This window comes from Enterobacter cloacae complex sp. P18RS, assembly GCF_014982105.1.
In the GTDB taxonomy this organism is placed as follows: Bacteria; Pseudomonadota; Gammaproteobacteria; order Enterobacterales; family Enterobacteriaceae; genus Enterobacter; species Enterobacter hormaechei_C.
In genome coordinates this window covers 17675-42006 of the sequence record NZ_JADCKV010000026.1, presented here as the reverse complement: position 1 = coordinate 42006, position 24332 = coordinate 17675, and the positions used below count along the sequence as shown (strand labels likewise).

The 24332-nt window shown below is 56.5% G+C and carries 17 protein-coding genes and 1 pseudogene; 10 read left to right on the top strand and 8 right to left on the bottom strand.

Annotated features, from left to right (window positions below):
• Positions 1 to 146 precede the first annotated feature (146 nt).
• From ebgA to ygjK, 5 genes are read left to right on the top strand one after another with little or no spacing between them, the layout of a single operon-like run.
• Positions 147 to 3230 carry a beta-galactosidase subunit alpha gene (gene ebgA / locus INF61_RS19200; RefSeq protein ID WP_023304183.1) on the top strand — a complete coding sequence of 1028 codons (3084 nt, stop codon included), beginning with the start codon at positions 147 to 149 and terminating at the stop codon, positions 3228 to 3230.
• Positions 3227 to 3676 carry a beta-galactosidase subunit beta gene (locus tag INF61_RS19195; RefSeq protein WP_193548008.1) on the top strand — a complete coding sequence of 150 codons (450 nt, stop codon included), beginning with the start codon at positions 3227 to 3229 and terminating at the stop codon, positions 3674 to 3676. The genes ebgA and INF61_RS19195 overlap by 4 nt, the downstream gene beginning before the upstream one ends.
• Before the next feature lie 53 nt (positions 3677 to 3729).
• Entirely contained in the window at positions 3730 to 5166 is a 1437-nt protein-coding gene (locus INF61_RS19190; RefSeq protein ID WP_015572212.1) for an amino acid permease, read from the top strand.
• Positions 5167 to 5204: 38 nt separating this feature from the next.
• Positions 5205 to 6263 carry a protein YgjJ gene (ygjJ, locus tag INF61_RS19185; protein WP_017692955.1) on the top strand — a complete coding sequence of 353 codons (1059 nt, stop codon included), beginning with the start codon at positions 5205 to 5207 and terminating at the stop codon, positions 6261 to 6263.
• A 15-nt stretch (positions 6264 to 6278) separates the two neighbouring features.
• Positions 6279 to 8630 (top strand): alpha-glucosidase, encoded by a 2352-nt coding sequence (gene ygjK, locus INF61_RS19180; protein WP_017692954.1) that lies wholly within the window; start codon positions 6279 to 6281, stop codon positions 8628 to 8630.
• 89 nt (positions 8631 to 8719) lie between these two features.
• On the opposite strand, the pseudogene INF61_RS19175 reads toward ygjK, so the two are convergent.
• The 3 genes and pseudogenes from INF61_RS19175 to aegA form a co-directional block, all read right to left on the bottom strand.
• Positions 8720 to 9762 (bottom strand): annotated as a pseudogene (locus tag INF61_RS19175) (DUF1176 domain-containing protein).
• 106 nt (positions 9763 to 9868) lie between these two features.
• Positions 9869 to 10462, bottom strand: a complete 594-nt coding sequence (gene nudK / locus INF61_RS19170) for a GDP-mannose pyrophosphatase NudK (RefSeq protein ID WP_017692952.1) — start codon at positions 10460 to 10462, stop codon at positions 9869 to 9871.
• Between the two features lie 67 nt (positions 10463 to 10529).
• Positions 10530 to 12506, bottom strand: a complete 1977-nt coding sequence (gene aegA / locus INF61_RS19165) for a formate-dependent uric acid utilization protein AegA (protein WP_193548007.1) — start codon at positions 12504 to 12506, stop codon at positions 10530 to 10532.
• A gap of 152 nt (positions 12507 to 12658) precedes the next feature.
• On the opposite strand from aegA, the gene narQ reads away from it, so the two are divergent.
• Positions 12659 to 14353, top strand: coding sequence for a nitrate/nitrite two-component system sensor histidine kinase NarQ (gene narQ / locus INF61_RS19160; protein ID WP_045347582.1), 1695 nt, complete (start codon positions 12659 to 12661; stop codon positions 14351 to 14353).
• Positions 14354 to 14494: 141 nt separating this feature from the next.
• The gene (gene acrD, locus INF61_RS19155; protein WP_017383494.1) at positions 14495 to 17608 is read left to right on the top strand and encodes a multidrug efflux RND transporter permease AcrD; all 3114 of its coding nucleotides are present in this window, start codon (positions 14495 to 14497) and stop codon (positions 17606 to 17608) included.
• Between the two features lie 109 nt (positions 17609 to 17717).
• On the opposite strand, the gene ypfM is transcribed toward acrD, so the two are convergent.
• A complete protein-coding gene (ypfM, locus tag INF61_RS19150) occupies positions 17718 to 17777 on the bottom strand; it encodes a protein YpfM (RefSeq protein WP_015572204.1) in 60 nt (19 codons plus the stop codon).
• A 387-nt stretch (positions 17778 to 18164) separates the two neighbouring features.
• Between ypfM and INF61_RS19145 the strand changes: the two genes are divergently transcribed.
• From INF61_RS19145 to INF61_RS19135, 3 genes are read left to right on the top strand one after another with little or no spacing between them, the layout of a single operon-like run.
• Positions 18165 to 18521: an ArsC family reductase gene (locus tag INF61_RS19145; protein WP_015572203.1), complete on the top strand. Its 357-nt coding sequence runs from the start codon at positions 18165 to 18167 to the stop codon at positions 18519 to 18521.
• Positions 18522 to 18524: 3 nt separating this feature from the next.
• Positions 18525 to 19652: a succinyl-diaminopimelate desuccinylase gene (dapE, locus tag INF61_RS19140; protein WP_017383496.1), complete on the top strand. Its 1128-nt coding sequence runs from the start codon at positions 18525 to 18527 to the stop codon at positions 19650 to 19652.
• A 24-nt stretch (positions 19653 to 19676) separates the two neighbouring features.
• Complete coding sequence (locus tag INF61_RS19135) at positions 19677 to 19874, top strand: YpfN family protein (protein WP_193548006.1); 198 nt, start codon at positions 19677 to 19679, stop codon at positions 19872 to 19874.
• 39 nt (positions 19875 to 19913) lie between these two features.
• On the opposite strand, the gene ypfH is transcribed toward INF61_RS19135, so the two are convergent.
• From ypfH to purC, 4 genes are all read right to left on the bottom strand, one after another.
• Positions 19914 to 20609 (bottom strand): esterase, encoded by a 696-nt coding sequence (gene ypfH / locus INF61_RS19130; RefSeq protein WP_023295120.1) that lies wholly within the window; start codon positions 20607 to 20609, stop codon positions 19914 to 19916.
• 73 nt (positions 20610 to 20682) lie between these two features.
• Positions 20683 to 22629 carry a tRNA(Met) cytidine acetyltransferase TmcA gene (locus INF61_RS19125; RefSeq protein WP_160176818.1) on the bottom strand — a complete coding sequence of 649 codons (1947 nt, stop codon included), beginning with the start codon at positions 22627 to 22629 and terminating at the stop codon, positions 20683 to 20685.
• Entirely contained in the window at positions 22629 to 23498 is an 870-nt protein-coding gene (locus INF61_RS19120) for a neutral zinc metallopeptidase (RefSeq protein WP_001303362.1), read from the bottom strand. Before INF61_RS19120 ends, INF61_RS19125 begins: the two co-directional genes overlap by 1 nt.
• A 120-nt stretch (positions 23499 to 23618) precedes the next feature.
• Positions 23619 to 24332 (bottom strand): phosphoribosylaminoimidazolesuccinocarboxamide synthase, encoded by a 714-nt coding sequence (gene purC, locus INF61_RS19115; protein WP_001171626.1) that lies wholly within the window; start codon positions 24330 to 24332, stop codon positions 23619 to 23621.

Here is a 24332-nt window from a genome sequence, read left to right as displayed (position 1 = left end):
TTTCCACCTGTTAACTCTCCCGCCGGGCATGCCCGGCTTTTTTAATTTCGTGATCGAGTTAAAGCAAATCGGTTTTACTGATTTTATTTAGTAAAATATTTACTAAAATCTCCAGCAATGATGTTTTACCCCTACAGGGAGATCACATGAATCGCTGGGAAAATATTCAACTCACGCATGAAAACCGGCTCCCGCCGCGTGCGTACTTCTTCTCTTATGACACCGTTTCCCGGGCGCGCACGTTTGCGCGTGAAGCCAGCAGCCACTTTCTGTCGCTAAGCGGAAAGTGGAACTTTCGCTTCTTCACGAACCCGCTGCTTGTCCCGGAAAACTTTACCTCAGAATACATGGCCGACTGGGGCGATATTACCGTGCCGGGCATGTGGCAGATGGAAGGTCACGGTCAGTTGCAGTACACCGACGAAGGCTTTCCTTTCCCGGTGGACGTACCATGGGTGCCGTCAGACAACCCGACCGGGGCATACCAGCGCTGGTTTACGCTTTCTGAAAGCTGGCAAGAGAAACAGACCCTTATCAAGTTTGACGGCGTCGAAACCTATTTCGAAGTCTACGTGAATGGCCGCTATATAGGCTTTAGCAAAGGCAGCCGACTGTCTGCCGAGTTTGATATCAGCGATGCGGTACACAGCGGGCAAAACCTGTTGTGCGTGCGGGTTATGCAGTGGGCAGATTCCACCTACATTGAGGATCAGGACATGTGGTGGACGGCGGGGATATTCCGCGACGTCTACCTGCTGGGAAAATCACTCACGCATGTCCGCGATTTCACGGTTAAAACCACCTTCGACGAGGCATACCGGGATGCCACCCTCTTCTGTCAGCTTGAGCTGGAAAACCTTGCTGCACGCCCTGGCTGTGTTCAACTGGATTATACCCTGTACGACGGCGAGACAGTGCTGCACAAGGGAACAACCGACAACCTGACCGTCAGCGAGCGTGCGGAAACCGCCTTCAGCATTGAGGTGAGGCAACCCCGCCAGTGGTCCGCTGAATCGCCGGATCTTTATCATCTGGTCATGACTTTAAAAGATAACCATGGCCAGACGCTGGAAATCATCCCGCAGCGCATCGGGTTTCGGGATATCAAGGTGAAAGACGGCCTGTTCTACGTTAACAACCGTTATCTGAAGCTGCACGGCGTCAATCGTCATGACAACGATCATCTGAGGGGCCGCGCGGTGGGGATGGATCGCGTGGAGCGCGACCTGATCCTGATGAAGCAGCACAATATCAACTCGGTACGTACCGCCCACTACCCGAACGACCCGCGCTTTTACGAGCTTTGCGACCTGTACGGCCTGTTTGTAATGGCTGAAACGGATGTGGAGTCTCACGGCTTCGCCAACGTCGGCGACCTGAGCCGCATTACGGACGATCCGGTGTGGGAGCCGGTCTACGTTGAGCGCATCGAACGCCATATTCACGCGCAGAAAAATCATCCGTCGATCATCATCTGGTCGCTCGGAAACGAGTCCGGCTACGGCTGTAACATCCGCGCGATGGCCCGTGCGGCAAAAGCGCTGGATGATACTCGCCTGCTTCACTACGAAGAAGATCGCGACGCCGAGGTGGTGGACATTATCTCCACCATGTATACCCGCGTACCGCTGATGAATCTGTTTGGCGAATACCCGCACGCCAAACCGCGCATTATCTGCGAATACGCCCATGCGATGGGCAACGGTCCCGGCGGGTTGACCGAGTATCAGAACGTGTTCGATCGGCACGACTGCATTCAGGGGCATTATGTCTGGGAGTGGTGCGACCACGGTATTCAGAAAACAGACGCCAGCGGCAATATCTGGTACGCCTATGGCGGCGACTTCGGTGATTACCCCAATAATTACAACTTCTGCCTCGACGGGCTGATCTACTCCGATCAAACGCCCGGGCAAGGTTTGCGTGAGTACAAGCAGGTGATCGCCCCGGTCAAACTGCGCTGGCAAAACGGTGAGCTGCACGTTGATAACCGCTTATGGTTCACCAGCCTGGATGATTACACCCTGCTCACGGAGGTGCGTGCGGAAGGTGAAACGCTGCACAGCGAGCCACTGAACATCACCGGGTTGGCCCCCAACAGCTCCCGCAGCGTCAGCCTGCACGTGCCGGAACTGGACGAGCGCGAAGCATTCCTGACTGTACGTATTATCAAAAACAGTCCCACGCGCTACAGCGAGGTCGGGCACGAGATCGCGGTGTATCAGTTCCCGTTAAAAGGCCGCACGGCACGCCCGACACCGTTTATCAACACCAGTGCCACTCCGCTGCGTCTGGAGGAAGATCGCCTGAGCTGCACCGTGACCGGGCATAACTTCCGCGCGACCTTCTCTAAAGTATCGGGAAAACTCAGCGCCTGGCAGGTGAACGGTGAGGAATACCTTACCCGTGAGCCGAAGATTAACTTCTTCAAGCCCATGATTGATAACCATAAGCAGGAGTATGAAGGGCTGTGGCAGCCGTATCATTTCCAGATCATGCAGGAGCATCTGCGCGGTTTCGAGGTTGAGCAGCATAACGATGCGATCATCGTCACCACCCGTACCCTGATTGCCCCGCCAGTGTTTGATTTTGGCATGCGCTGTACCTATCGCTGGCGCATCGCCGCCGACGGGCAGATCAACGTTGAGCTATGCGGTGAGCGCTACGGCGAGTACCCACACATCATTCCGTGCATCGGCTTTACGCTTGGCATCAACGGCGGTTTCGATCAGGTGAGCTACTACGGGCGAGGGCCGGGTGAAAACTATCCGGACAGCCAGCAGGCCAGCACCATCGACCTGTGGCACACCACGGTTGATGAGATGTTTGAAAATTATCCGTTCCCGCAAAACAACGGCAACCGTCAGCAGGTGCGCTGGGCCTCCCTCGCGGATCGTCATGGCAGCGGCGTGCTGGTCGTACCGCAACAGCCTCTCCACTTCAGCGCCTGGCACTACACGGCTGAGAACATTCACGCCGCACAGCACTGCAACGAACTGCGCCGCTGCGATGACATTACGCTTAATCTTGACCACCAGGTGCTGGGCTTAGGCTCCAATTCCTGGGGAAGTGAGGTACTGGAGAGCTGGCGCGTCTGGTTCAGTCCGTTCCGCTACGGCTTCACATTGCTCCCGCTCAATGGCGGCCGCATCGCCTCGATGGCGCTGGCACGCCAGCAATTCGGCACCGGTTTCTTCTCCATGGATTTGCACAGCGAGGCAGACAAATGATCGTTCTTGAGAGCCTGGAACAGTTTCAACAGCATTACCGCACGGGTCGCAAATGGCAGCGCTGCTCAGAAGCCATTAACAATATCGATAATATCTCGCCCGGCGTAGCCCATTCGATTGGCGATTCGCTGGCCTACCGTGTGACCAATGATGCCAGCACCGACGCGCTGTTTGTCGGGCATCGCCTCTATTTCGAGGTGCATTACTACCTTCAGGGCGCGCAGAAAATTGAATATGCCGCCAAAGATGCGCTTCAGACAGTGGAGTGTTACCGCGATGAGACCGATCGAGAATACCTGAAAGGCATGGGTACCACCGAACAGGTGCGCGAGGGGCAGATCGTAATTTGTGAGAACCATGAGGCGTATCGCTTTATCAGCGAGGAGCCGGTCAAAAAAGTCATTCTCAATGTGACCATCGAAGACGGTTATTTCCATAACAAATAAAAAAACGAGCGGTGCCAATGAAGCACCGCTAGCCTCTTACCCGGAGAAACGTTATGTCTGAAACCACCAAACGCAATACCATCGGCAAATTCGGCCTGCTGTCGCTGACCTTTGCCGCCGTGTTTAGTTTTAACAACGTGATCAATAATAATATCGAACTCGGACTTGCCTCCGCGCCGATGTTCTTTTTAGCAACCCTGTTCTATTTTATCCCGTTCTGCTTAATTATCGCTGAGTTTGTCTCGTTGAATAAAAACTCAGAAGCTGGAGTTTATGCCTGGGTAAAAAGTTCACTCGGCGGGCGCTGGGCATTTATTACCGCTTATACATACTGGTTCGTGAATTTATTCTTCTTCACCTCGTTATTACCGCGCGTCATTGCCTATGCCTCTTATGCCTTTCTTGGCTATGAGTACATTCTCACACCATTTGCCACAACGGTGCTAAGTATGGTGCTGTTCGCCTTCTCAACGTGGGTCTCCACCAACGGGGCGAAGATGCTGGGGCCAATTACGTCTGTAACCTCCACGCTGATGCTGCTGCTGACGCTCTCTTACATTCTGCTGGCGGGCGCGGCGCTAATGGGTGGGGTGCAGCCCGCTGATCCGATTACCGTCGACGCGATGATCCCGCATTTTAACTGGGCATTCCTCGGCATTACCACCTGGATATTTATGGCTGCCGGGGGCGCGGAATCCGTCGCGGTGTACGTAAACGATGTGAAAGGCGGTTCGAAATCTTTCGTTAAAGTGATCATCCTGGCGGGGATCTTTATCGGCGTGCTGTACTCCATCTCCTCGGTACTGATCAACGTCTTTATCAGCAGCAAAGCGTTGAAGTTTACCGGGGGTTCGGTGCAGGTGTTCCACGGTCTGGCGGTGTGGTTTGGCCTGCCGGAAGTGTTGATGAACCGTTTCGTCGGTCTGGTTTCCTTTACCGCCATGTTCGGTTCCCTGCTGATGTGGACGGCGACGCCGGTCAAAATCTTTTTCTCGGAGATCCCGACCGGCATTTTTGGTCCGAAAACCGTGGCGCTGAACGAAAACGGCGTACCGGCGCGCGCGGCCTGGATCCAGTATTTGATTGTGATCCCACTGATGATTATCCCGACCATGGGCTCCAGTACCGCGCAGGAGCTGATGAACACCGTCATCAATATGACCGCTGCGGCCTCCATGTTACCGCCGCTGTTTATTATGCTGGCCTACCTCAACCTGCGTCGTAAGCTCGATCACCTGCCGCGCGATTTCAGGATGGGTTCACGAACCACGGGTATAACCATAGTGTCGATGCTGATTGTTATTTTCGCCATTGGTTTTGTGGCATCCACTTTCCCTACCGGTGCCAATATTCTGACGATTATTTTCTATAACGTCGGTGGCATTGTTTTATTCCTCGGATTTGCCTGGTGGAAATACAGCAAATACGTAAACGGATTATCAAAAGAACAACAAAAAATTGAAGCATCACCTGCCTCGAATATTAACTGAAATAAAAGGCATGGATTTTATCTCATTGGGATGAGTTTATGAAAATTAAACAAAAAACATTTTGGGCACTCGCTGCCCTCTCTTTCTGCTGCCCTGCTATTGCCGCAGAAGATGCCCGGCCCGCTGAACATGACGATACCAAAACACCGGCAATAACCTCCCCGTCATTTCGTTTTTATGGCGAGATGGGCGTCGGTGGGTATATGGATTTAGAAGGTCAGGATAAACATAAATACAGCGACGGCACTTATATTGAGGGCGGTCTGGAGATAAAACAGGGGAACTGGTTCGGCCTGATTTACGGCGAAGGCTGGACCGTACAGGCGGATCATCAGGGCAACGCCTGGGTGCCCGATCACAGCTGGGGCGGGTTTGAAGGTGGGATTAACCGCTTCTACGGCGGTTACAAAACCGATAACAGCACCGAGATCATGCTCAGCCTGCGCCAGGACTCGTCTCTCGATGACCTGCAATGGTGGGGCGATTTTACGCCGGATCTGGGTTATGTGATCCCCAACACCCGCGACATCTTGTACGCACTAAAGGTGCAAAACCTCTCCGGCAACCTGCGCTATAGCGTCACCGCCACGCCAGCGGGTCACCATGACGAAAGCAAGGCCTGGCTGCACTTCGGCAAATACGATCGTTATGACGACAAATATACCTATCCGGCAATGGCGAATGGCTATATTCAGTACGACATCATGAAAGATGTCACCTGGATGAACGGTCTTGAAATTACCGACGGTACAGGCCAGCTCTTTTTAACAGGCGTTTTGACACCCAACCTGGCGGCACGCGCGTGGCATCATACCGGACGGGCAGATGGACAGAACGTCTCCGGCACGGAGAGCGGATTTATGGTCAGCGCCATGGTGGAAGCCCTGAAAGGCGTTTATCTCTCCACTGCTTACAGCTACGCGAAACATCGTCCGGACGATGCGGCTGAAAAAACTACCTCGTTTATGCAGTTCGGGATCTGGTACGAGTACGGCGGCGGGCGTTTTGCCACCGCTGCCGACAGCCGCTTCTATATGAAAAATGCCTCCGGCGACCCGAGCGATCAGGTCTTCCTGATGCAATACTTCTACTGGTAAAAAGGATCTACCACCATGAAATACGTCCTCACGCCGCTGGCCTGCGCGCTGGCGCTCAGTTTTTCGGCTCACGCCGCCACCGCAACTGACTTCAAAAACGTCATCAACCGTACCGGCGCGCCGCTCTTCATGCAGGATTTCGACTACGACGACCACCAGCGGTTTAATCCCTTTTTTGATATGGGTGCCTGGCATGGGCATTTGCTGCCGGACGGGCCGCAGACCCAGGGCGGATTTCCCGGCGTAGCGCTGCTCACCGAAGAGTACATCAACTTTATGGCGACGAATTTTGATCGCCTGTCCGTGTACCAGAACGGCAAAAAAGTGGATTTCACCCTTGAAGCCTACAGCCTCCCTGGCGCGTTGGTGCAGAAACTGAGCGCCAGGGATGTTCAGATCGTGATGACGCTGCGCTTTGCTTCTGCGCGTACTTCGCTGCTTGAAACCCGTATTACCAGCAAAACGCCGCTGGAGCTGGTGTGGGACGGCGAGCTGCTGGAAAAACTGGAGGCCAAAGAGGGCAAGCCGCGTTCGGATAAAACCATCGACAGCGCATATCCTGATTATCAGCGTAAAATTGTAGCCACGCGCGACGGCCTGAAGGTGACCTTCGGCAAGGTACGCTCCACCTGGGATCTGCTCACCTCCGGCAGTTCCGAATATCAGTTACACCGCTCTCTTCCTGCCGAGACCACCGTTGACGGACATCGCTTTACCAGCCGGGCACAGATTTCCGACAGCACCACGCTGTACACTACCTACTCCCATCTGCTGAACGCCGATGACGTCGCGCGTGAACAGCCGCAGATCCGCGACATTCTGGCGCGTCCGGCCTACTTTATGGCCGCCTCGCAAGCGCGCTGGGAGAGGTATTTACAACAAGGGTTAACCAACCCGCACGCGACTCCAGAACAAACGCGCGTGGCGGTGAAAGCCATCGAGACGTTGAACGGTAACTGGCGTTCGCCAGGCGGCGCGGTGCGTTTTAACACGGTGACGCCCTCCGTAACCGGACGCTGGTTCTCCGGCAACCAGACCTGGCCGTGGGACACCTGGAAACAGGCATTTGCCATGGCGCATTTCAACCCGGAGATCGCCAAAGAGAACATCCGCGCGGTCTTCTCCTGGCAGATCAAACCCGACGATCCGGTGCGCCCGCAGGATGCCGGATTTGTGCCGGATTTAATCGCCTGGAACCTGAGCCCGGAACGAGGCGGCGACGGCGGTAACTGGAACGAGCGTAACACCAAGCCGAGCCTGGCGGCATGGTCGGTGATGGAGGTGTATAACACCACGCAGGATAAAGCCTGGCTTGCCGAGATGTATCCAAAACTGGTTGCCTATCACGACTGGTGGCTGCGTAACCGCGATCATAACGGCAACGGCGTGCCGGAGTACGGTGCGACGCGTGATAAGGCCCATAACACCGCTACCGGCGAGATGCTGTTCACGGTGAAAAAAGGTGATAAAGAAGAGTCGCTTTCCGGCCTGAATAACTACGCACGGATAATCGATAACGGCCAGTACGACAGCCTGGAGATCCCCGCGCAGGTGGCCGCCTCGTGGGAGTCCGGGCGCGATGATGCCGCCGTATTCGGATTTATCGATAAAGCGCAGCTGGATAAGTACGTTGAAAACGGCGGGAAACGCAGCGACTGGACGGTTAAATTTGCCGAAAACAGGAGTAAAAAAGGCGATCTGTTAGGGTATTCCTTATTACAGGAGTCCGTTGACCAGGCAAGCTATATGTACAGCGACAATCACTATCTGGCGCAGATGGCGAGCCTGCTGGGTAAAGAGCAGGAGGCCAGCCACTATCGCCAGCTGGCAGATAAGCTCGCAACCTATATCAACACCTGCATGTTCGATGCGAAAAGCGGGTTTTACTATGACATTCGTATCGAGGATAAGCCGCTGGCGAACGGCTGTGCGGGCAAACCTATCGTCGAGCGTGGTAAAGGGCCGGAAGGCTGGTCTCCGCTGTTTAACGGTGCCGCGACGCAGGAACATGCGGATGCCGTGGTCAAGGTGATGCTGGATCCGAAGGAGTTCAATACCTGGGTACCGCTCGGCACCGCCGCGCTGACAAACCCGGCGTTCGGCGCAGACATATACTGGCGCGGCCGGGTCTGGGTCGATCAGTTCTGGTTTGGACTAAAAGGCATGGAACGTTACGGCTATCGTGAGCAGGCGCAAACCCTCGCCGAAACCTTCTTTAAGCATGCGAAAGGGTTAACCTCGGACGGCCCGATTCAGGAGAACTATAACCCCCTGACCGGAGCACAGCAGGGCGCACCTAACTTCTCCTGGAGCGCGGCGCATTTGTATATGCTGTATAACGACTTTTTCCGTAAGAGCGATCGGTGATGCCCTCGTGCCCGGTGGCGGCTACGCCTTACCGGGCCTACGGTTCTAAAAAGTAGGCCGGGTAAGCGACAGCGCCACCCGGCAAAACCCTACCTTGTGATCCACAGCGTGGGCCAGGCATCTGCCCCATTCCAGTTATCACAGCTTGGCTCTTCCGCGTAGCGTACCAGGCGGAAGCGCTGGCCGTTAAAACGCCAGCGGGTCTGGATCCCACAGTCGCCAATCCCGCGTCCCAGCGCCAGCGTGGTCAGCTCGCGCGTTTTTTCGTCGAAGCTGGCATTCATCAGCTCCATGTCGCTACTCTGGCTGGAAGGGGTAAACGGCAGGCGCAATCTCACGCTCCTGGCCGAAAATGGTTTTTTACGCGACACCAGCCACGCCAGGTCGACGGTGTTGTACGCCCCTGCCTCACAGCTGATGATCATCAGCGCTTTGTCATCGGTCAGCGCGGTCACGCGCACTTCACGCCGGTTCGGATCGAGAGAGCACTGGCTGTGGTTCATGCGCCAGGTACCGTAATCCAGCAGATCGTTGAGTTCGTTATGCGTCAGCGGCGTTGGCGTGGGGTTCACCACCGCCACCTTTTTTAATGCCGGCGCAGGCGGCACGCTTAGCGGTGGACTATCCCCTTTTTTAATCCACGCCGTTTCACTTCCGACGCGTTTTTGCTGGGCATCGATAAACAGCAGCGCCGCTTTCAGACCGGCCAGAGAAATTGTCTGCTTCCCCCCGCGCAGGGTCAGCGCCTGCCCTTCCTGAATGGTTTTCAGAAACGTGGTGATGGTGGCCGTATCGTCTGTTTTAAGATGCCAGGGGGCTAACTGCCAGTGTTGCGACGTGAGTTTAAGCGGCACATTGTCGAGCAGCAGGCGCGGGGCGATGTCAGGCTCTTTCACCGGAGGCGCCGAAAGCCCGCCGAGATCGATGCGCAGGCTGGCGTCCGTTTTTGCCCCCGCACTGCGGCTCAGCGTCATGACCAGACCGCGATGCTCGCCGGTATTGCGCGCTACGCAGAAGTTCTGGTTATTGCAGGTCACCTGCCAGTCTGAAAAAGACTGCTGCGCAGGCGCAGCCCACACCAAAGGCGCGGGAACACGCAAATGAAGAAGAGAAGATAAACGCAGTAGCGCATGAACGGCACAGCCCCGGAAACGAATAGGTCAATCTGGGGCGTATCTTCGTGCCCTGGGCGGACTGCCTCAATCGGATTTATCGGATAGATTTATCTGAAATACAACTTATCGCGCTTCCGCCGCCGCATTCATCAGCCCGCTGGTTTGCAGATACTGCAACAGGATCACCGCTTTACCGTCGCGGATCTCGCCGCGTTTCACCATGTCGACAGCCTGAGCGAAAGGCATTTCCAGCACTTCAATGTCTTCATCGTCCACGCCGCCGCCCCGGTGCGTGCGCTGAGCATCGGTATATTCCGCAATGAAGAAGTGAACCAGCTCGGTAACCCCGCCAGGGGACATAAACAGCTCAAAGACTTTCTGCACCGCACCCACTTCAAAACCCGTCTCCTCAATGGCTTCTTTGCGGATACACACTTCCGGCTCATCGTCATCAAGCAGACCTGCACAGGTTTCAATCAGACGTCCGTCCGCGTTGCCATTGACCCATGTCGCGATGCGAAACTGGCGGATCAGCACCACGCTTTGCTTTTCACGGTTATACAGCAGGATGGTTGCACCATTGCCCCGGTCGTAGACTTCGCGTTTATGGCGAATGACGTCCCCGTTCTTACGGGTGAGATCGTAAGTGATGTTACGCAGGACAAAGTAATTTTCAGAAAGGATTTTGTCTTTAATAACGGTAATGTTCAGGGACATACGGGCTCCACGGCAATATGAGTCTGTTTATACTACGCCGTGAAGCCCGCTTTGTCGCCCGTCTGCATTAATGCAAGTTGCGCGGCGGCACGCCAAGCCAGTCCATGATCCCCTGCGCGGCATGGCGCCCTTCCGCCATCGCGGTGACCACCAGATCCGCACCGCGTACCGCATCACCGCCAGCAAAAATCTGCGGATTCGAGGTCTGGTAGCGATAACGGCTCTCCACGGAGGCCCTGATGCGCCCCCAGTCGTCGGTGTCGACGCCCTGCGCCTGAAGCCACGGCATGGCGTGCGGATTAAAACCAAACGCCATGATCACCGCATCCGCTGGCATGACAAACTCACTGCCCGCCACCGGGACAGGACGCCGCCGCCCCTGCGCATCCGGCTCGCCCAGCCTGGTGCGCAGCATCCGGATACCGTTAACCTTCCCGTCGGTATCCAGCGTGAGCTCAACCGGCTGGACATTAAATTCAAACGCCGCGCCCTCTTCTTTCGCGTTTTTAACCTCTTTCTTTGAGCCCGGCATGTTGGCCTCGTCCCGCCGATAGGCGCAGGTGACTTTCGCCGCGCCATGCCGCAGCGCGGTGCGCACGCAGTCCATCGCCGTATCGCCCCCGCCGAGCACCACCACGTTTAAACCCTGTGTGTCGATAAACGGTTCGTCTGCGGCAGGATCAAGGCCCATCACGTTCCGCGTGTTTGCCACTAAAAACGGCAGCGCGTCGTACACGCCCGGCGCGTCTTCGTGAGGGATACCCGCTTTCATGGAACGATAGGTCCCTACGCCGATGAACAGGGCATCGTAGTCGTTTTGCAGTTGGGCCATCGACACGTCTTTTCCCACCTCGCAGTTCAGCTCGAAGCGGATGCCCATCGCGCTGAATATCTCTCTGCGCCGCGCTAACAGGGATTTATCCAGCTTGAAGGCCGGAATACCAAAGGTCAGCAATCCGCCGATTTCCGGATGGCGGTCGTAGACCGTCACGCCGACGCCGCTGCGCACCAGCACGTCGGCGCAGGCCAGCCCTGCCGGACCGGCGCCGATGATGGCGACGCGCTTACCGACCGGCTTAACGTGGCTGACGTCCGGCGTCCAGCCCATCGCCAGCGCCCGATCCGAGATATACCGTTCGATATTACCGATGGTTACTGCCCCTGACGCATCCCGCAGGGTGCAGGCGCCTTCACATAATCGATCCTGTGGGCAGACGCGGCCGGTAATTTCCGGTAAACAGTTAGTCTGGTGAGAAAGCTCAGCCGCACCGACGATATCCCCCGCCCCGATCCGCTCAATCCACTGGGGAATGTGGTTATGCAGCGGGCAGGTCCACTCGCAAATGCTGTGCTCGCCACATTTCAGGCACCGGGATGCCTCGCGCTGCGCCTGTTCCGGGCGAAACGGCAGGTAGATCTCGTTAAAATGGTATGCGCGTGCTTCGGGGCTGAGCTTATCCGGCTCACCGCGCGCCGGGGTGTTTTGCATCTGTTGCCGTTTGGTTTGCGGAGGGGCTGACTGAACCGCCTCGCTGTGCCACGGCAGCGCGTTCAGCCTTGCGCTGCGCTGTCGGCGCTGCTTAACCAGCTTATCCAGTACGGCTGGGGTGGCGAGCGTAAGCACCGCCGCCGGGCAGTTTTCCACGCAGGCCGGGCCTTGCGGCCTTTCCAGGCAGAGGTCGCATTTGTGCGCCGAGGCCTTTACGCTGTCGTTTTCCAGCGGGGCGATCAGCATGTCCATCGTGCCAAACGGACAGGCCACCACGCAGGCTTTACAGCCAATGCATTTTTGTTGATTGACCTGTACGCTGTCGCTGTGTTGCGTGATGGCTCCGTTCGGGCAGCTTTGCGCGCAGGGCGCGTTTTCACAGTGGTGGCAGGTCACGGGGCTTTTTCGCAAGCCTGAGGTAAGGACCGTAATGCGGGGATGAAAATGGCGCTCGCTCAGCGCGTGCTGCTCCCCGTTGTGCGCCATCACACAGGCAACTTCGCAGGCGCGACAACCGATACACTGTTGAGCGTTGGCCATAATAAAACGATTCATAACAACACCTGTTTTTGGTTCAATAACCTTATTCTTTCTATTGTTATCGTATTTACCCACAGCGGCATGGCGACGCAATGTTCAAATGCCCAGGAAGCCGAACTATTTCCAGTGAACCTGTGGCAGATCAATTTAATTCAGGAAGCTGATGAGTGACCGTTAAACGCCCCGTATCGGGAAGCCTGGCTCGGGCTTTCTTTTCGATGATTGTCTTGTCCGTTCTGATCAGCGCCATTGCGCTGGTCACACTCGCCAGCAGCCAGCGCGACGCCGAGGCGATTAACATCGCCGGCTCGCTGCGTATGCAGAGCTACCGCCTGGGCTACGAAATGCAGCGCGCCGGCCCATCGCTGGCAGAGCACCGCGCGGTCTGGCAAAAAACGCTGAGCGCGCCTGCGTTGCAGAAGCTAAACCGCTGGTATGTGCCAGAGGACGTCAAACAGCGTTACCAGCAGTTGCACCTTGGCTGGCAGGAGATGGACACGCGCATCGCCAGCGGCGATACCGGATGGTATCAGAACCACATAGAGGATTTCGTGGGCCGGATAGATGCCTTTGTGCTGGCGCTACAGCACTACACCGAACATAAAATTCAGCTGGTGATTTTCATGTCGCTGACGGGTGGCCTGGGCATCCTGCTGCTGGCGGTGGTGACCCTGCGGCGCATCCGCCGTCAGGTTGTGCTGCCGCTGAATAATCTGGTGGCGGCGAGCGAGCGTATCGAACAGGGGCAATTCGACACTCCCGCGCCGGATACTACGCTTCCCAACGAGCTGGGCCAGCTTTCCCGCGCCTTCAACCATATGTCGGCGGAATTACACACCCTGTACCGTTCACTTGAGCGCTCCGTTGCTGAAAAAACCCGCCACCTGAATGAAGCGCATCAGCAGCTCGAAATGCTGTTCAAATGCTCACAGGCGTTGAATACCGGGCAGATAGACAGCCACTGCTTCCGGCATATTTTGCAGATTGTGCATGACTATACGCAGATGAATTACCTGCAATTGCGCACCAGCGACGACTGGCAGCTTTACGAAGGACAGGAGTCCCCGGGCGAGAAAATGCACAATTTACCGGTGTTAATGCAGGACACCCTGTACGGCGAACTGCGCTGGCAAAGCGCGACCGGGGATGTTCCGCTGCCGCTCATGGAAAGCGTGGCGACGATGCTGGGCCGGGGGCTCTATTTCAATCAGGCGCAGAAACATTATCAGCAGCTGCTGCTGATGGAGGAGCGCGCCACCATCGCGCGCGAACTGCATGATTCGCTGGCGCAGGTGCTCTCCTATTTGCGTATTCAGCTTACGCTGCTGAAGCATGCCGTGCCGGGCGACAATGCTCCGGCGCAGACCATCATTACGGACTTCTCCCGTGAGCTGAATAATGCCTGGCATCAGCTACGCGAGCTGCTTACCACCTTCCGCCTGACGCTCAATCACGCCAATCTTCCTGCCGCGCTACAGGAGTCTCTCGACGGGTTGCAAAGCCAGACCCGCGCGAAGCTGGTGCTCGACTGCCGTCTCTCATCGCTGGCGCTGGACGCACAAAAACAGGTGCACCTCTTACAGATTGTGCGTGAGGCAGTGCTGAATGCGATTAAACATGCCGACGCCAGCGAGATTGTGGTCAGCTGCGTCACCACCGCGGACGGCACTCACACGGTCACGATCCGCGACAACGGCATTGGTATCGGCGACGCCAGCGAACCGCCGGGGCATTACGGGCTGAATATCATGCGCGAACGCGCGGGACGGCTCGGCGGAACATTACACTTTTCTCAGCCGCCACAGGGCGGGACACAGGTCAGCGTTACGTTCCAGACGCCTGCGGCCCAGGCTGAAAAATAGCGGGAAAGAAGGCGCGCTGAAAAAAGCGCATGATAATTTACATTATCTCCTTTATTTCTCCACGTTTGACCTGGGCCTTACCGCTAAAGTTAGGCGGGCAATAAACAATAATGACGTGCAGCAAAACGAGGTCACACTTTAATGGCGAATTTTTTCATCGATCGCCCCATTTTTGCCTGGGTGCTTGCAATCCTGTTGTGTCTGACGGGTGTCCTGGCGATTACGTCCCTTCCTGTTGAGCAATACCCTGACCTCGCGCCCCCCAACGTGCGTATCACGGCGAACTACCCTGGCGCCTCGGCACAGACGCTGGAAAATACCGTCACCCAGGTTATCGAGCAGAACATGACGGGTCTCGATAACCTGATGTACATGTCCTCACAGAGCAGCGCCACGGGCCAGGCGACGGTAACCCTGAGCTTTACGGCGGGCACGGATCCGGATGAAGCGGTGCAGCAGGTGCAAAACCAGCTGCAATCGGCCCTGCGTAAACTGCCTCAGGCGGTGCAGAACCAGGGGGTGACCGTGCGTAAAACCGGTGACACCAATATTTTGACCATCGCGTTTGTTTCAACCGATGGCTCAATGGATAAGCAGGACATCGCGGACTACGTCGCCAGTAATATTCAGGACCCGCTCAGCCGTATCAACGGCGTGGGTGATATCGACGCCTACGGCTCGCAGTACTCCATGCGTATCTGGCTGGATCCCAACAAGCTGAACAGCGTGCAGATGACCGCCAAAGATGTCACCGACGCTATCGAATCGCAGAACGCCCAGATTGCCGTGGGGCAGCTCGGCGGTACGCCGTCCGTGGACAACCAGGCGCTTAACGCCACCATCAACTCCCAGTCGCTGCTCCAGACACCTGAACAGTTCCGCAATATCACGCTACGCGTGAATCAGGACGGTTCGGAAGTGCGTCTGGGGGATGTCGCCACCGTGGAAATGGGGGCGGAAAAATATGACTACCTGAGCCGCTTCAACGGCAATGCCGCGTCCGGGCTGGGGGTGAAACTGGCCTCCGGCGCCAACGAAATGGCGACCGCGCAGCGGGTGCTAGAGCGTCTGGATGAGCTGTCGCATTTCTTCCCGCACGGACTGGAGTACAAAGTCGCCTACGAAACCACCTCGTTCGTAAAGGCCTCCATCGAAGATGTGGTGAAAACCCTGCTCGAAGCTATCGCGCTGGTGTTCCTCGTGATGTACCTGTTCCTGCAAAACTTCCGCGCTACGCTGATCCCCACTATTGCGGTGCCGGTGGTGCTGCTGGGTACCTTTGCGGTGCTGTATGCCTTCGGTTACAGCATCAACACCCTGACCATGTTCGCCATGGTGCTGGCCATCGGTCTGCTGGTGGATGATGCCATCGTGGTGGTGGAAAACGTTGAGCGCATCATGAGCGAGGAAGGGCTTTCGCCCCGCGAGGCCACGCGCAAATCGATGGGACAGATTCAGGGCGCGCTGGTCGGTATCGCCATGGTGCTGTCGGCGGTATTTATCCCGATGGCGTTTTTTGGCGGCACCACGGGCGCGATTTATCGCCAGTTCTCGATCACCATCGTCTCTGCAATGGTGCTCTCCGTACTGGTGGCGATGATCCTTACCCCTGCCCTGTGCGCGACGCTGCTGAAACCGCTGCATAAGGGCGAACACCACGGTCAAAAAGGCTTCTTCGGCTGGTTTAACCGCATGTTTAACCGCAATGCGGCGCGCTATGAAGCGGGCGTGGGTAAAGTACTGCACCGCAGCGTGCGCTGGATGGTGGTTTATGTCCTGCTGCTCGGCGGCATGGTCTTCCTGTTCCTGCGGCTGCCAACCTCGTTCCTGCCGCTGGAAGATCGCGGCATGTTTATCACCTCCGTACAGTTACCCAGCGGCTCGACCCAGCAGCAGACCCTGAAAGTGGTGCAGAAGGTTGAGAACTACTTCCATACTCAGGAGAAAGATAACGTGGTCTCCGTCTTCTCCACCGTCGGCTCTGGCCCTGGCGGTAACGGGCAGAACGTGGCGCGTATGTTTGTGCGCCTGAAAGACTGGGACCAGCGCGACAGCGATACCGGCTCCTCCTTTGCCATCATTGAACGTGCAACCAAAGCGTTCAACAAAATCAAGGAAGCGCGCGTTTTCGCCAGCAGCCCGCCCGCCATCAGCGGCCTGGGCAGCTCAGCCGGGTTTGATATGGAGCTTCAGGATCACGCGGGTGCCGGGCATGACGCGTTGATGGCTGCTCGCGACAAGCTGCTGGAGCTGGCCGGGAAAGATCCGCAGCTTACCCGCGTTCGTCATAACGGTCTGGATGACAGCCCTCAGCTACAGGTGGATATTGACCAGCGTAAAGCGCAGGCGCTGGGCGTCTCCATCGACGACATTAACGACACCCTGCAAACGGCATGGGGCTCAAGCTACGTGAATGACTTTATGGATCGCGGCCGCGTGAAGAAGGTCTACGTTCAGTCTGCCGCCAAATACCGCATGCTGCCGGACGATATCAACCGCTGGTATGTGCGCAATAACACCGGCGGCATGGTGCCGTTCTCGGCGTTTGCGACGTCACGCTGGGAGACCGGTTCACCGCGTCTGGAGCGTTACAACGGCTATTCGGCGCTGGAGATTGTCGGTGAAGCCGCGCCGGGCGTCAGTACCGGTACCGCAATGGATATAATGGAAAAACTGGTTCAGCAGTTACCGACCGGCTTTGGCCTGGAGTGGACGGCGATGTCCTACCAGGAACGGCTTTCCGGCGCTCAGGCGCCTGCCTTGTATGCCCTTTCGCTGCTGGTGGTGTTCCTCTGTCTGGCGGCGCTGTATGAAAGCTGGTCAGTGCCGTTCTCGGTGATGCTGGTGGTGCCTCTCGGGGTCATCGGAGCGCTGCTGGCAACCTGGATGCGCGGCCTGGAAAATGATGTCTATTTCCAGGTCGGACTCCTCACCGTAATCGGATTGTCGGCGAAAAACGCCATTCTGATCGTCGAATTTGCCAATGAGATGAATGCCAAAGGTCACGAACTGATGGCCGCCACGCTGCACGCCTGTCGTCAGCGCCTGCGTCCGATCCTGATGACCTCTCTGGCGTTTGTGTTTGGCGTCCTGCCGATGGCCACCAGCTCCGGCGCAGGCTCCAGCAGCCAGCACGCGGTGGGAACGGGCGTTATGGGGGGAATGATTTCGGCGACGATTCTGGCTATCTATTTCGTACCGCTGTTCTTTGTGCTGGTACGCCGTCGTTTCCCGCTGAAGGATAAGCCGGAATAACACGTTGAAATAAAAAAGGCGGCTTTACAGGCCGCCTTTTTATTGTGTGATTCTTTCACACTATGGTTATTTTAGTTAATTAAGTGCTCTTGCATTTCTTACCGGAAATTCATTTACGAAGCATGCCTTCGATAAAATCTTTCCAGTTCCCCAGTTCACGTTCAATCATAACAACCTCTCTTATTATTATGTGCATTCTACGAAAACGTATCATCATTGTGAAGCCACTTTAACCGATTGCTGTGATTGAGCCCCGCTGTGCTGGTAGGTTTAGGATCACTATGAGCGTTGTCGGGTAAATTTTATGTGACCTACAGCAATATTTTGAAATAGTCGGAAAAATGACAGCATTTTTAATTTCCCCCTGAGTTTATTGGCAATTTAAACAGGGTGGACAACTATGCTTAAAAGATGAAAGACTATTCAGCTTACAGCTGTTCGTTGAATTATGGAGAATTGTAAATCCCGAAAAATTCTGAATGTGTTATATTCCACTTAAGGATATATCTTCGAAAATATTGAACATTTAATCCACAAAAGAACAAAAGGATTCACTATGGTTGTGATGTACGGCATTAAGAATTGCGACACGATTAAAAAAGCCCGCCGCTGGCTGGAAGCACACAACATCGACTATCGCTTCCACGATTACCGTGCCGACGGGCTTGACCCCGCGTTCCTCCATTCCGCCATCAACGAACTGGGATGGGAAGCGCTACTGAATACACGCGGGACCACCTGGCGAAAACTGGATGAATCTCTCCGGGCCACGATCAACGACGCCGACAGCGCAGCCAAACTGATGCTTGAAATGCCGGCAATCATCAAACGCCCATTGCTCTGCAAGCCAGGTCAGCCTATGCTGCTGGGTTTCAGTGAAACCCTTTATTCAGATTTATTCGTTGAGGTGTAGTCTATGTCATGCCCGGTCATTGAGCTGACTCAGCAGCTTATTCGCCGTCCTTCCCTTAGCCCGGACGACGCAGGTTGTCAGGCATTAATGATTGAGCGCCTGCGTGCCATCGGTTTTACCGTGGAGCACATGGATTTTGGCGATACGCAGAACTTCTGGGCATGGCGTGGTCAGGGAGAGACGCTGGCGTTTGCCGGACATACTGACGTAGTTCCCGCAGGCGACGCAGACCGCTGGATCAACCCGCCTTTTGAGCCGACCATCCGCGACGGCATGCTTTTCGGACGCGGCGCTGCGGACATGAAAGGTTCTCTGGCTGCGATGGTCGTGGCGGCAGAGCGTTTCGTCGCCCAGCATCCGAACCATAAAAACCGTCTTGCGTTTTTGATTACCTCCGATGAAGAAGCCAGCGCCCACAACGGCACCGTGAAGGTCGTTGAGGCCCTGATGGCGCGCAATGAACGTCTGGACTACTGTCTGGTGGGCGAACCGTCCAGTACCGAAGTGGTTGGCGATGTGGTGAAAAATGGCCGCCGTGGATCCCTGACCTGTAATTTGACTATTCATGGCGTGCAGGGCCACGTTGCCTATCCACACCTGGCGGATAACCCGGTACACCGCGCCGCGCCGATGCTGAACGAACTGGTAGGCATTGAATGGGATAAAGGCAACGAATTTTTCCCGCCAACCAGCATGCAGATAGCCAACATCAAGGCCGGCACCGGCAGCAACAACGTCATTCCCGGCGATCTCTTCGTCCAGTTTAACTTCCGCTTCAGCACCGAACTGACCGACGAGATGATCAAAGCGCGCGTGATTGCGCTGCTCGAGAAATATCAGCTGCGCTATACCCTCGACTGGTGGCTGTCTGGCCAGCCGTTCCTGACGCAGCGCGGTAAACTGGTGGATGCGGTGGTGAACGCCATTGCGCACTATAATGAAATTAAGCCACAGCTGCTGACAACGGGCGGCACGTCTGACGGACGCTTTATCGCCCGCATGGGCGCACAGGTTGTCGAACTGGGTCCGGTTAACGCGACGATTCACAAAATCAATGAATGCGTGAACGCTGCCGATTTACAACTGCTGGCCCGCATGTATCAACGTATTATGGAGCAGCTCGTCGCCTGACGGGTGCTTAAAGAGGATTAGCGAATGGACTGGCTTTCAAAGTACTGGTGGATTCTGGTGTTGGTATTTCTGGTAGGCGTGCTGCTTAACGTGATTAAAGATCTCAAGCGCGTTGACCACACAAAGTTCCTTGCCAACAAACCGGATCTTCCGCCGCACCGTGATTTTAACGACAAGTGGGACGATGAAGACGACTGGCCGAAGAAGGACCAGAAGAAGTAATCGCTCTGTTTCCCCTCTCCCTAAAGAGAGGGGGACACCTCACATAAACTCGACGATATCATCGTCATTCGGCTTACCGCCGCTGAGCGCTTCATCAAAGTAGTGCTTCGGTACGGTATAACGCAGATGATCGAGCGCGAACTGCATGCTGCGATCGTCAATGGCATGCCCCAGATCGTCTACGATATCCAGCGTCACATCTCCGCCCTCGCGCATCAGCGTCTCCTGGGCAGCCACCGCATGCGAAAGCTCAATTACCCGGTCTTCCCCCCCATGAATGAGATGGATCGTGGTCTGCGTGGTCGCGCTTTGCGGTAACGTCGCAAAACGCCCGTTAAAGGCAATCACGCGGGACACCAGTCCGGGCTGCGCTTTTACGCTTTCCAGCGACATGATTGAGCCCTGAGAGAAGCCAATCAGCGCCGTTGCGTCGGCGCCTACGCCGCTCTGCTGCTGCCAGTAACGTACGGTATCGATAAAGGCTGGCATAGCGGCATCAATACGCGCCTGACGATTCTCCTCCGTCACGCCCTCGACGGAAAACCACTGCCGCCCGTCCGGACCGCACGGCTCCACGCCGCCGATGCTGACGATCAGCGCGTGTGGGAAAACGGGTGCAAACCAGCTGCCAATCTGTCCCATATTGACGGCATTGTCGCCCACGCCATGAAACAGAAGCAGGAGCTGTTTAGCAGGTGTATCCGGGCTTTGCACAACAAAATGGTCATGTTTCATGGCGATCTCCTTAATTGATAAGCAGGATTTTACGCCTCTGCGGGGTAATGACCATGCCACTTTACTGAAGAACTCATTGAAAAAATTGCCATTGCAAAATGTCGGCTTTCAGCTGCTGGCTACGGGAGTAATCAAGCCTTTCAAGCGCGTGAGCGGTTTCCTCGCGTAGCTTCGCCAGCAACGCTTTGCGCCCGAAATCGTGCGTATTCCCTTCCATTTTCCCCCGCAGTGCCGGGAGCGGCATGTCCACGGCTAACAACAACCGCGTCAGCGCCGCAACCGAAGTTGAAAACGCCCGGTGAGCAAAGGCAAACCCCGCCAGCTCCAGCCAGTCGTCACTATTAAGGGTAGCTTCCCATGCATCCGTCACCGGGATCTTTTCGCCATTCCAGGCCGACAGGACGCGCATATCACGACATAACCGCTGATGCGCCTGTTCGCAGAGCTGATGCCCCGCCTCGCTCAGCGGCAGCAACGCCATCGCCGTATAGCACCCGCTGCTGGCTTCCCGGTGGCTGCCCATTCGCACCAGCACAAACCCGCACTGCCGCCAGAAACGCCACAGCTCGTCGGTATAGCCAAAGCTGACCGAGAGATAATCTTCTCCGCTGGCACTGCGGATCAGCCGCTGGCCGATGCCTTCCCGCTGGCGATGGGGATGAACCGCAATGCGGCTGACGCGTCGGCCTTTCAGCGTCGCCGCGAGCGGCGAGCCGCCGTGCGCTGCCAGCGACTGCGCCACCAGATTTCCACGCGGCCGACGAAAGCCCGCCCAGACTGCGCGGCTAAGTTCAGGGGGTAATCCCCCCTCCTCCACCAGCCAGAGCGCGCCCGCGATCTCCGCGCCCGCCTGAGCAACAGCAAAGTGCTGGCCGGGGGCGTCCATCATCCGGCGTAAATCGAGGGGTGACGTCCGGTAGTGCGCGGCGCAAAGCAGTTCATACACGCCTGCCCCGCGCGTCGGATCGCTCTCCCACATCCCGGGCTCCAGCGACGTTAAACGTACCTCGCCTTCCGGTTTGCGATCGATAAGCGCATCGTCGAACAGCAGCGCGTTCGCCACTATCCGCTCAAGGGGACATCCGGCAGCCCAGCGAACAGGCGTGGATAAGGTATAACGCCGCAGCCCGCTGAACCGGGCGCAGAACTTCAGCAGGAATCCCCTGCCCGTGCCTTCATAACCCTGCACCGTGGTGGTCAGCAACACGCGGGGAAAGCGCGACGCCAGCTTCTCCAGCAGCGGGCCGGGGATGGCGGCCGCCTCATCGACAATCAGCCAGTCAGCTTCTGTTGTGGAGGCCAGCAGCGCATCCGGGGCCATAAAGTGAAAATGTTCCCCGGCGAAACGCACGATGACATCCGTCGCCCCTTTTGCCGGTGCCGTCACTACTGCACTCCCCTGAATGCCGTTCAGCAACATGCCCGCCAGGGCGGACTTTCCGCGTCCGCGCGGTGCCGTCACGGCGGCCACGCCCGCAGGCATGGTCAGAAGAGCGTCGAGGATCTCAGCTTGCTCGCGCTGCGGTTCACCGCTGGCAGGCTGCCAGGCGGGTAAATCTGGCGTAACGGGAAGGCACAGAGGACGATGTTGATGCCAGACGATGGCATCTGAATCGGCGGCAAGCGTCCGGCAAAAGTGGTGAACAAAGTGCGGGGTGGCGATCGGCTCGGCGCTGTCGCTCCAGCGTAGAGAATCCGCGTCGGGCCTGTTAGCCCAGACGGAGAACGGCGGCACCAGCAGCATCAGAAGGCTTCCGGCGCGCAGGGTCCCGCTGAGGGCGGCGAAGGCCGAGACGTCAAACCCGCGACGCGCGTCAAAAACGGCATGAAGGTATTCACGTCCCAGCAGGCCGCTGATGGCCTTAGAGGGGTTTTCCTCCAGCCACAGCCAGTCTCCTGGTAACGTATCGCGCAGAATGGTCGCCTGGCTCAACGTCCACGCTTCATCGCCGCTGAGCACCACCAGCCGGCGGTGCCCGGTACGCTGAAGCTGGTTGACCAGCTGTTCAAACCCCAACATCACATAGCTTTGCCGAAGGTATTACACTGCGACGGGTTGCCGCTGTCGAAGCCACGCTTAAACCAGCTGTAGCGCTGCTCTGAGGTGCCATGGGTAAAGCTGTCCGGCACAACGCGCCCCTGGCTCTGCTGCTGCAAGCGATCGTCACCAATCGCCTGTGCGGCATTCAGGGCCTCTTCCAGATCGCCTGTTTCCAGCACGCCCTGCTGCTGCATGCTGTGTCCCCAGACGCCAGCGAAGCAGTCGGCCTGAAGCTCCATGCGTACGGACAGACGATTCACCTCCGCCTGAGAAGCATTCTGCTGCATCTGACGCACTTTAGGCTCAATGCCGAGGAGCTTCTGCACGTGGTGGCCAACTTCATGCGCGATCACGTAGCCCTGGGCAAAATCGCCGTCGGCGCCCAGCTTGCTTTTCATGTCGTCATAGAAGGAGAGATCGATATAGACGGTGCTGTCCGCCGGGCAGTAGAACGGCCCCATAACGGACTGCCCGGTACCGCAGCCGGTGCGGGTTGCGCCCCGGTACATCACCAGTTTTGGCGGCTGATAAGTCCGCCCCATTTTCTCGAACTGCTGACCCCAGGTATCTTCGGTCGTCGCGAGAATAACGGAAGTAAATTTTGCCGCTTCATCTTCATTCGGGCTGATGGAGCGCTGAGAATACTGCTGCTGTTGCCCGGTTTCACCGGTCATCAAACCGGTCAGGTCGACGCCGTAGTAGCCCGCCACCAGCACGACGACCAGCAGAATAATGCCGCCCTTGCCGCTGGGTAACCGGAAACCTGGCCCGCCCATAGACGGACCACCGCCACCACTGCTGCGTCTGTCTTCTACGTTGTCACTTTCACGACGCCCTTGCCAGCGCATAAACACCTCGAACTATTCCATTTATAATAGCTATGATCGTAGGCGGTTAATGAAAGGATTACCATAGTAAACAAGGATAAGACGCCAAAGGATGCCAACATCCTTTGGCAAATGCGCAGTTTAGTCGAGCTTAACGCCTAAACGGTGAGCAACCGCTTCGTACGCTTCGACCACGCCACCCAGACTCTGGCGGAAACGGTCTTTGTCCATTTTATCCAGCGTCTCTTTGTCCCACAGGCGGCTGCCATCCGGCGAGAATTCGTCGCCCAGCACCACTTCGCCCTTGTACAGACCGAACTCCAGTTTGAAGTCGACCAGGATCAGGCCCGCGTCATCAAACAGCTTTTTCAGCACGTCATTGGCTTTGTAGGTCAGTTCCTGCATGCGCGCCAGGTTCTCTTTGCTTACCCAGCCGAAGGTTTCGCAGTAGGATTCGTTGACCATCGGGTCGTGCATGGCGTCGTTTTTCAGGAACAGATCGAACAGCGGTGGATTCAGTTCGATACCCTCTTCAATGCCCAGACGCTTCACCAGGGAGCCTGCGGCACGGTTACGGATCACGCACTCAACCGGCACCATATCCAGTTTTTTTACCAGACATTCCGTATCGGACAGCAACGCTTCCATCTGAGTCGGGATACCGGCTTCGGCCAGTTTGGTCATAATGAAGTGGTTGAACTTGTTGTTCACCATGCCCTTACGATCGAACTGCTCAATGCGTGCGCCGTCTCCTGCTGACGTATCATTGCGGAATTCGAGCACCAACAGATCCGGGTTTTCCGTGCTGTATACGGTTTTCGCTTTGCCACGATACAACTCAGCTTGCTTCTGCAT

Bases quoted from the DNA above. Each gene is read 5' to 3' on its own strand.
- INF61_RS19135 (WP_193548006.1), top strand. From the start codon at position 19,677: ATGGACTGGCTTTCAAAGTACTGGTGGATTCTGGTGTTGGTATTTCTG.
- INF61_RS19145 (WP_015572203.1), top strand. From the start codon at position 18,165: ATGGTTGTGATGTACGGCATTAAGAATTGCGACACGATTAAAAAAGCC.
- INF61_RS19120 (WP_001303362.1), bottom strand. From the start codon at position 23,498: ATGCGCTGGCAAGGGCGTCGTGAAAGTGACAACGTAGAAGACAGACGC.
- nudK (WP_017692952.1), bottom strand. From the start codon at position 10,462: ATGTCCCTGAACATTACCGTTATTAAAGACAAAATCCTTTCTGAAAAT.
- INF61_RS19125 (WP_160176818.1), bottom strand. From the start codon at position 22,629: ATGTTGGGGTTTGAACAGCTGGTCAACCAGCTTCAGCGTACCGGGCAC.
- acrD (WP_017383494.1), top strand. From the start codon at position 14,495: ATGGCGAATTTTTTCATCGATCGCCCCATTTTTGCCTGGGTGCTTGCA.
- purC (WP_001171626.1), bottom strand. From the start codon at position 24,332: ATGCAGAAGCAAGCTGAGTTGTATCGTGGCAAAGCGAAAACCGTATAC.
- INF61_RS19195 (WP_193548008.1), top strand. From the start codon at position 3,227: ATGATCGTTCTTGAGAGCCTGGAACAGTTTCAACAGCATTACCGCACG.
- ygjK (WP_017692954.1), top strand. From the start codon at position 6,279: ATGAAATACGTCCTCACGCCGCTGGCCTGCGCGCTGGCGCTCAGTTTT.
- dapE (WP_017383496.1), top strand. From the start codon at position 18,525: ATGTCATGCCCGGTCATTGAGCTGACTCAGCAGCTTATTCGCCGTCCT.
- ebgA (WP_023304183.1), top strand. From the start codon at position 147: ATGAATCGCTGGGAAAATATTCAACTCACGCATGAAAACCGGCTCCCG.
- INF61_RS19190 (WP_015572212.1), top strand. From the start codon at position 3,730: ATGTCTGAAACCACCAAACGCAATACCATCGGCAAATTCGGCCTGCTG.
- aegA (WP_193548007.1), bottom strand. From the start codon at position 12,506: ATGAATCGTTTTATTATGGCCAACGCTCAACAGTGTATCGGTTGTCGC.
- ypfH (WP_023295120.1), bottom strand. From the start codon at position 20,609: ATGAAACATGACCATTTTGTTGTGCAAAGCCCGGATACACCTGCTAAA.
- ygjJ (WP_017692955.1), top strand. From the start codon at position 5,205: ATGAAAATTAAACAAAAAACATTTTGGGCACTCGCTGCCCTCTCTTTC.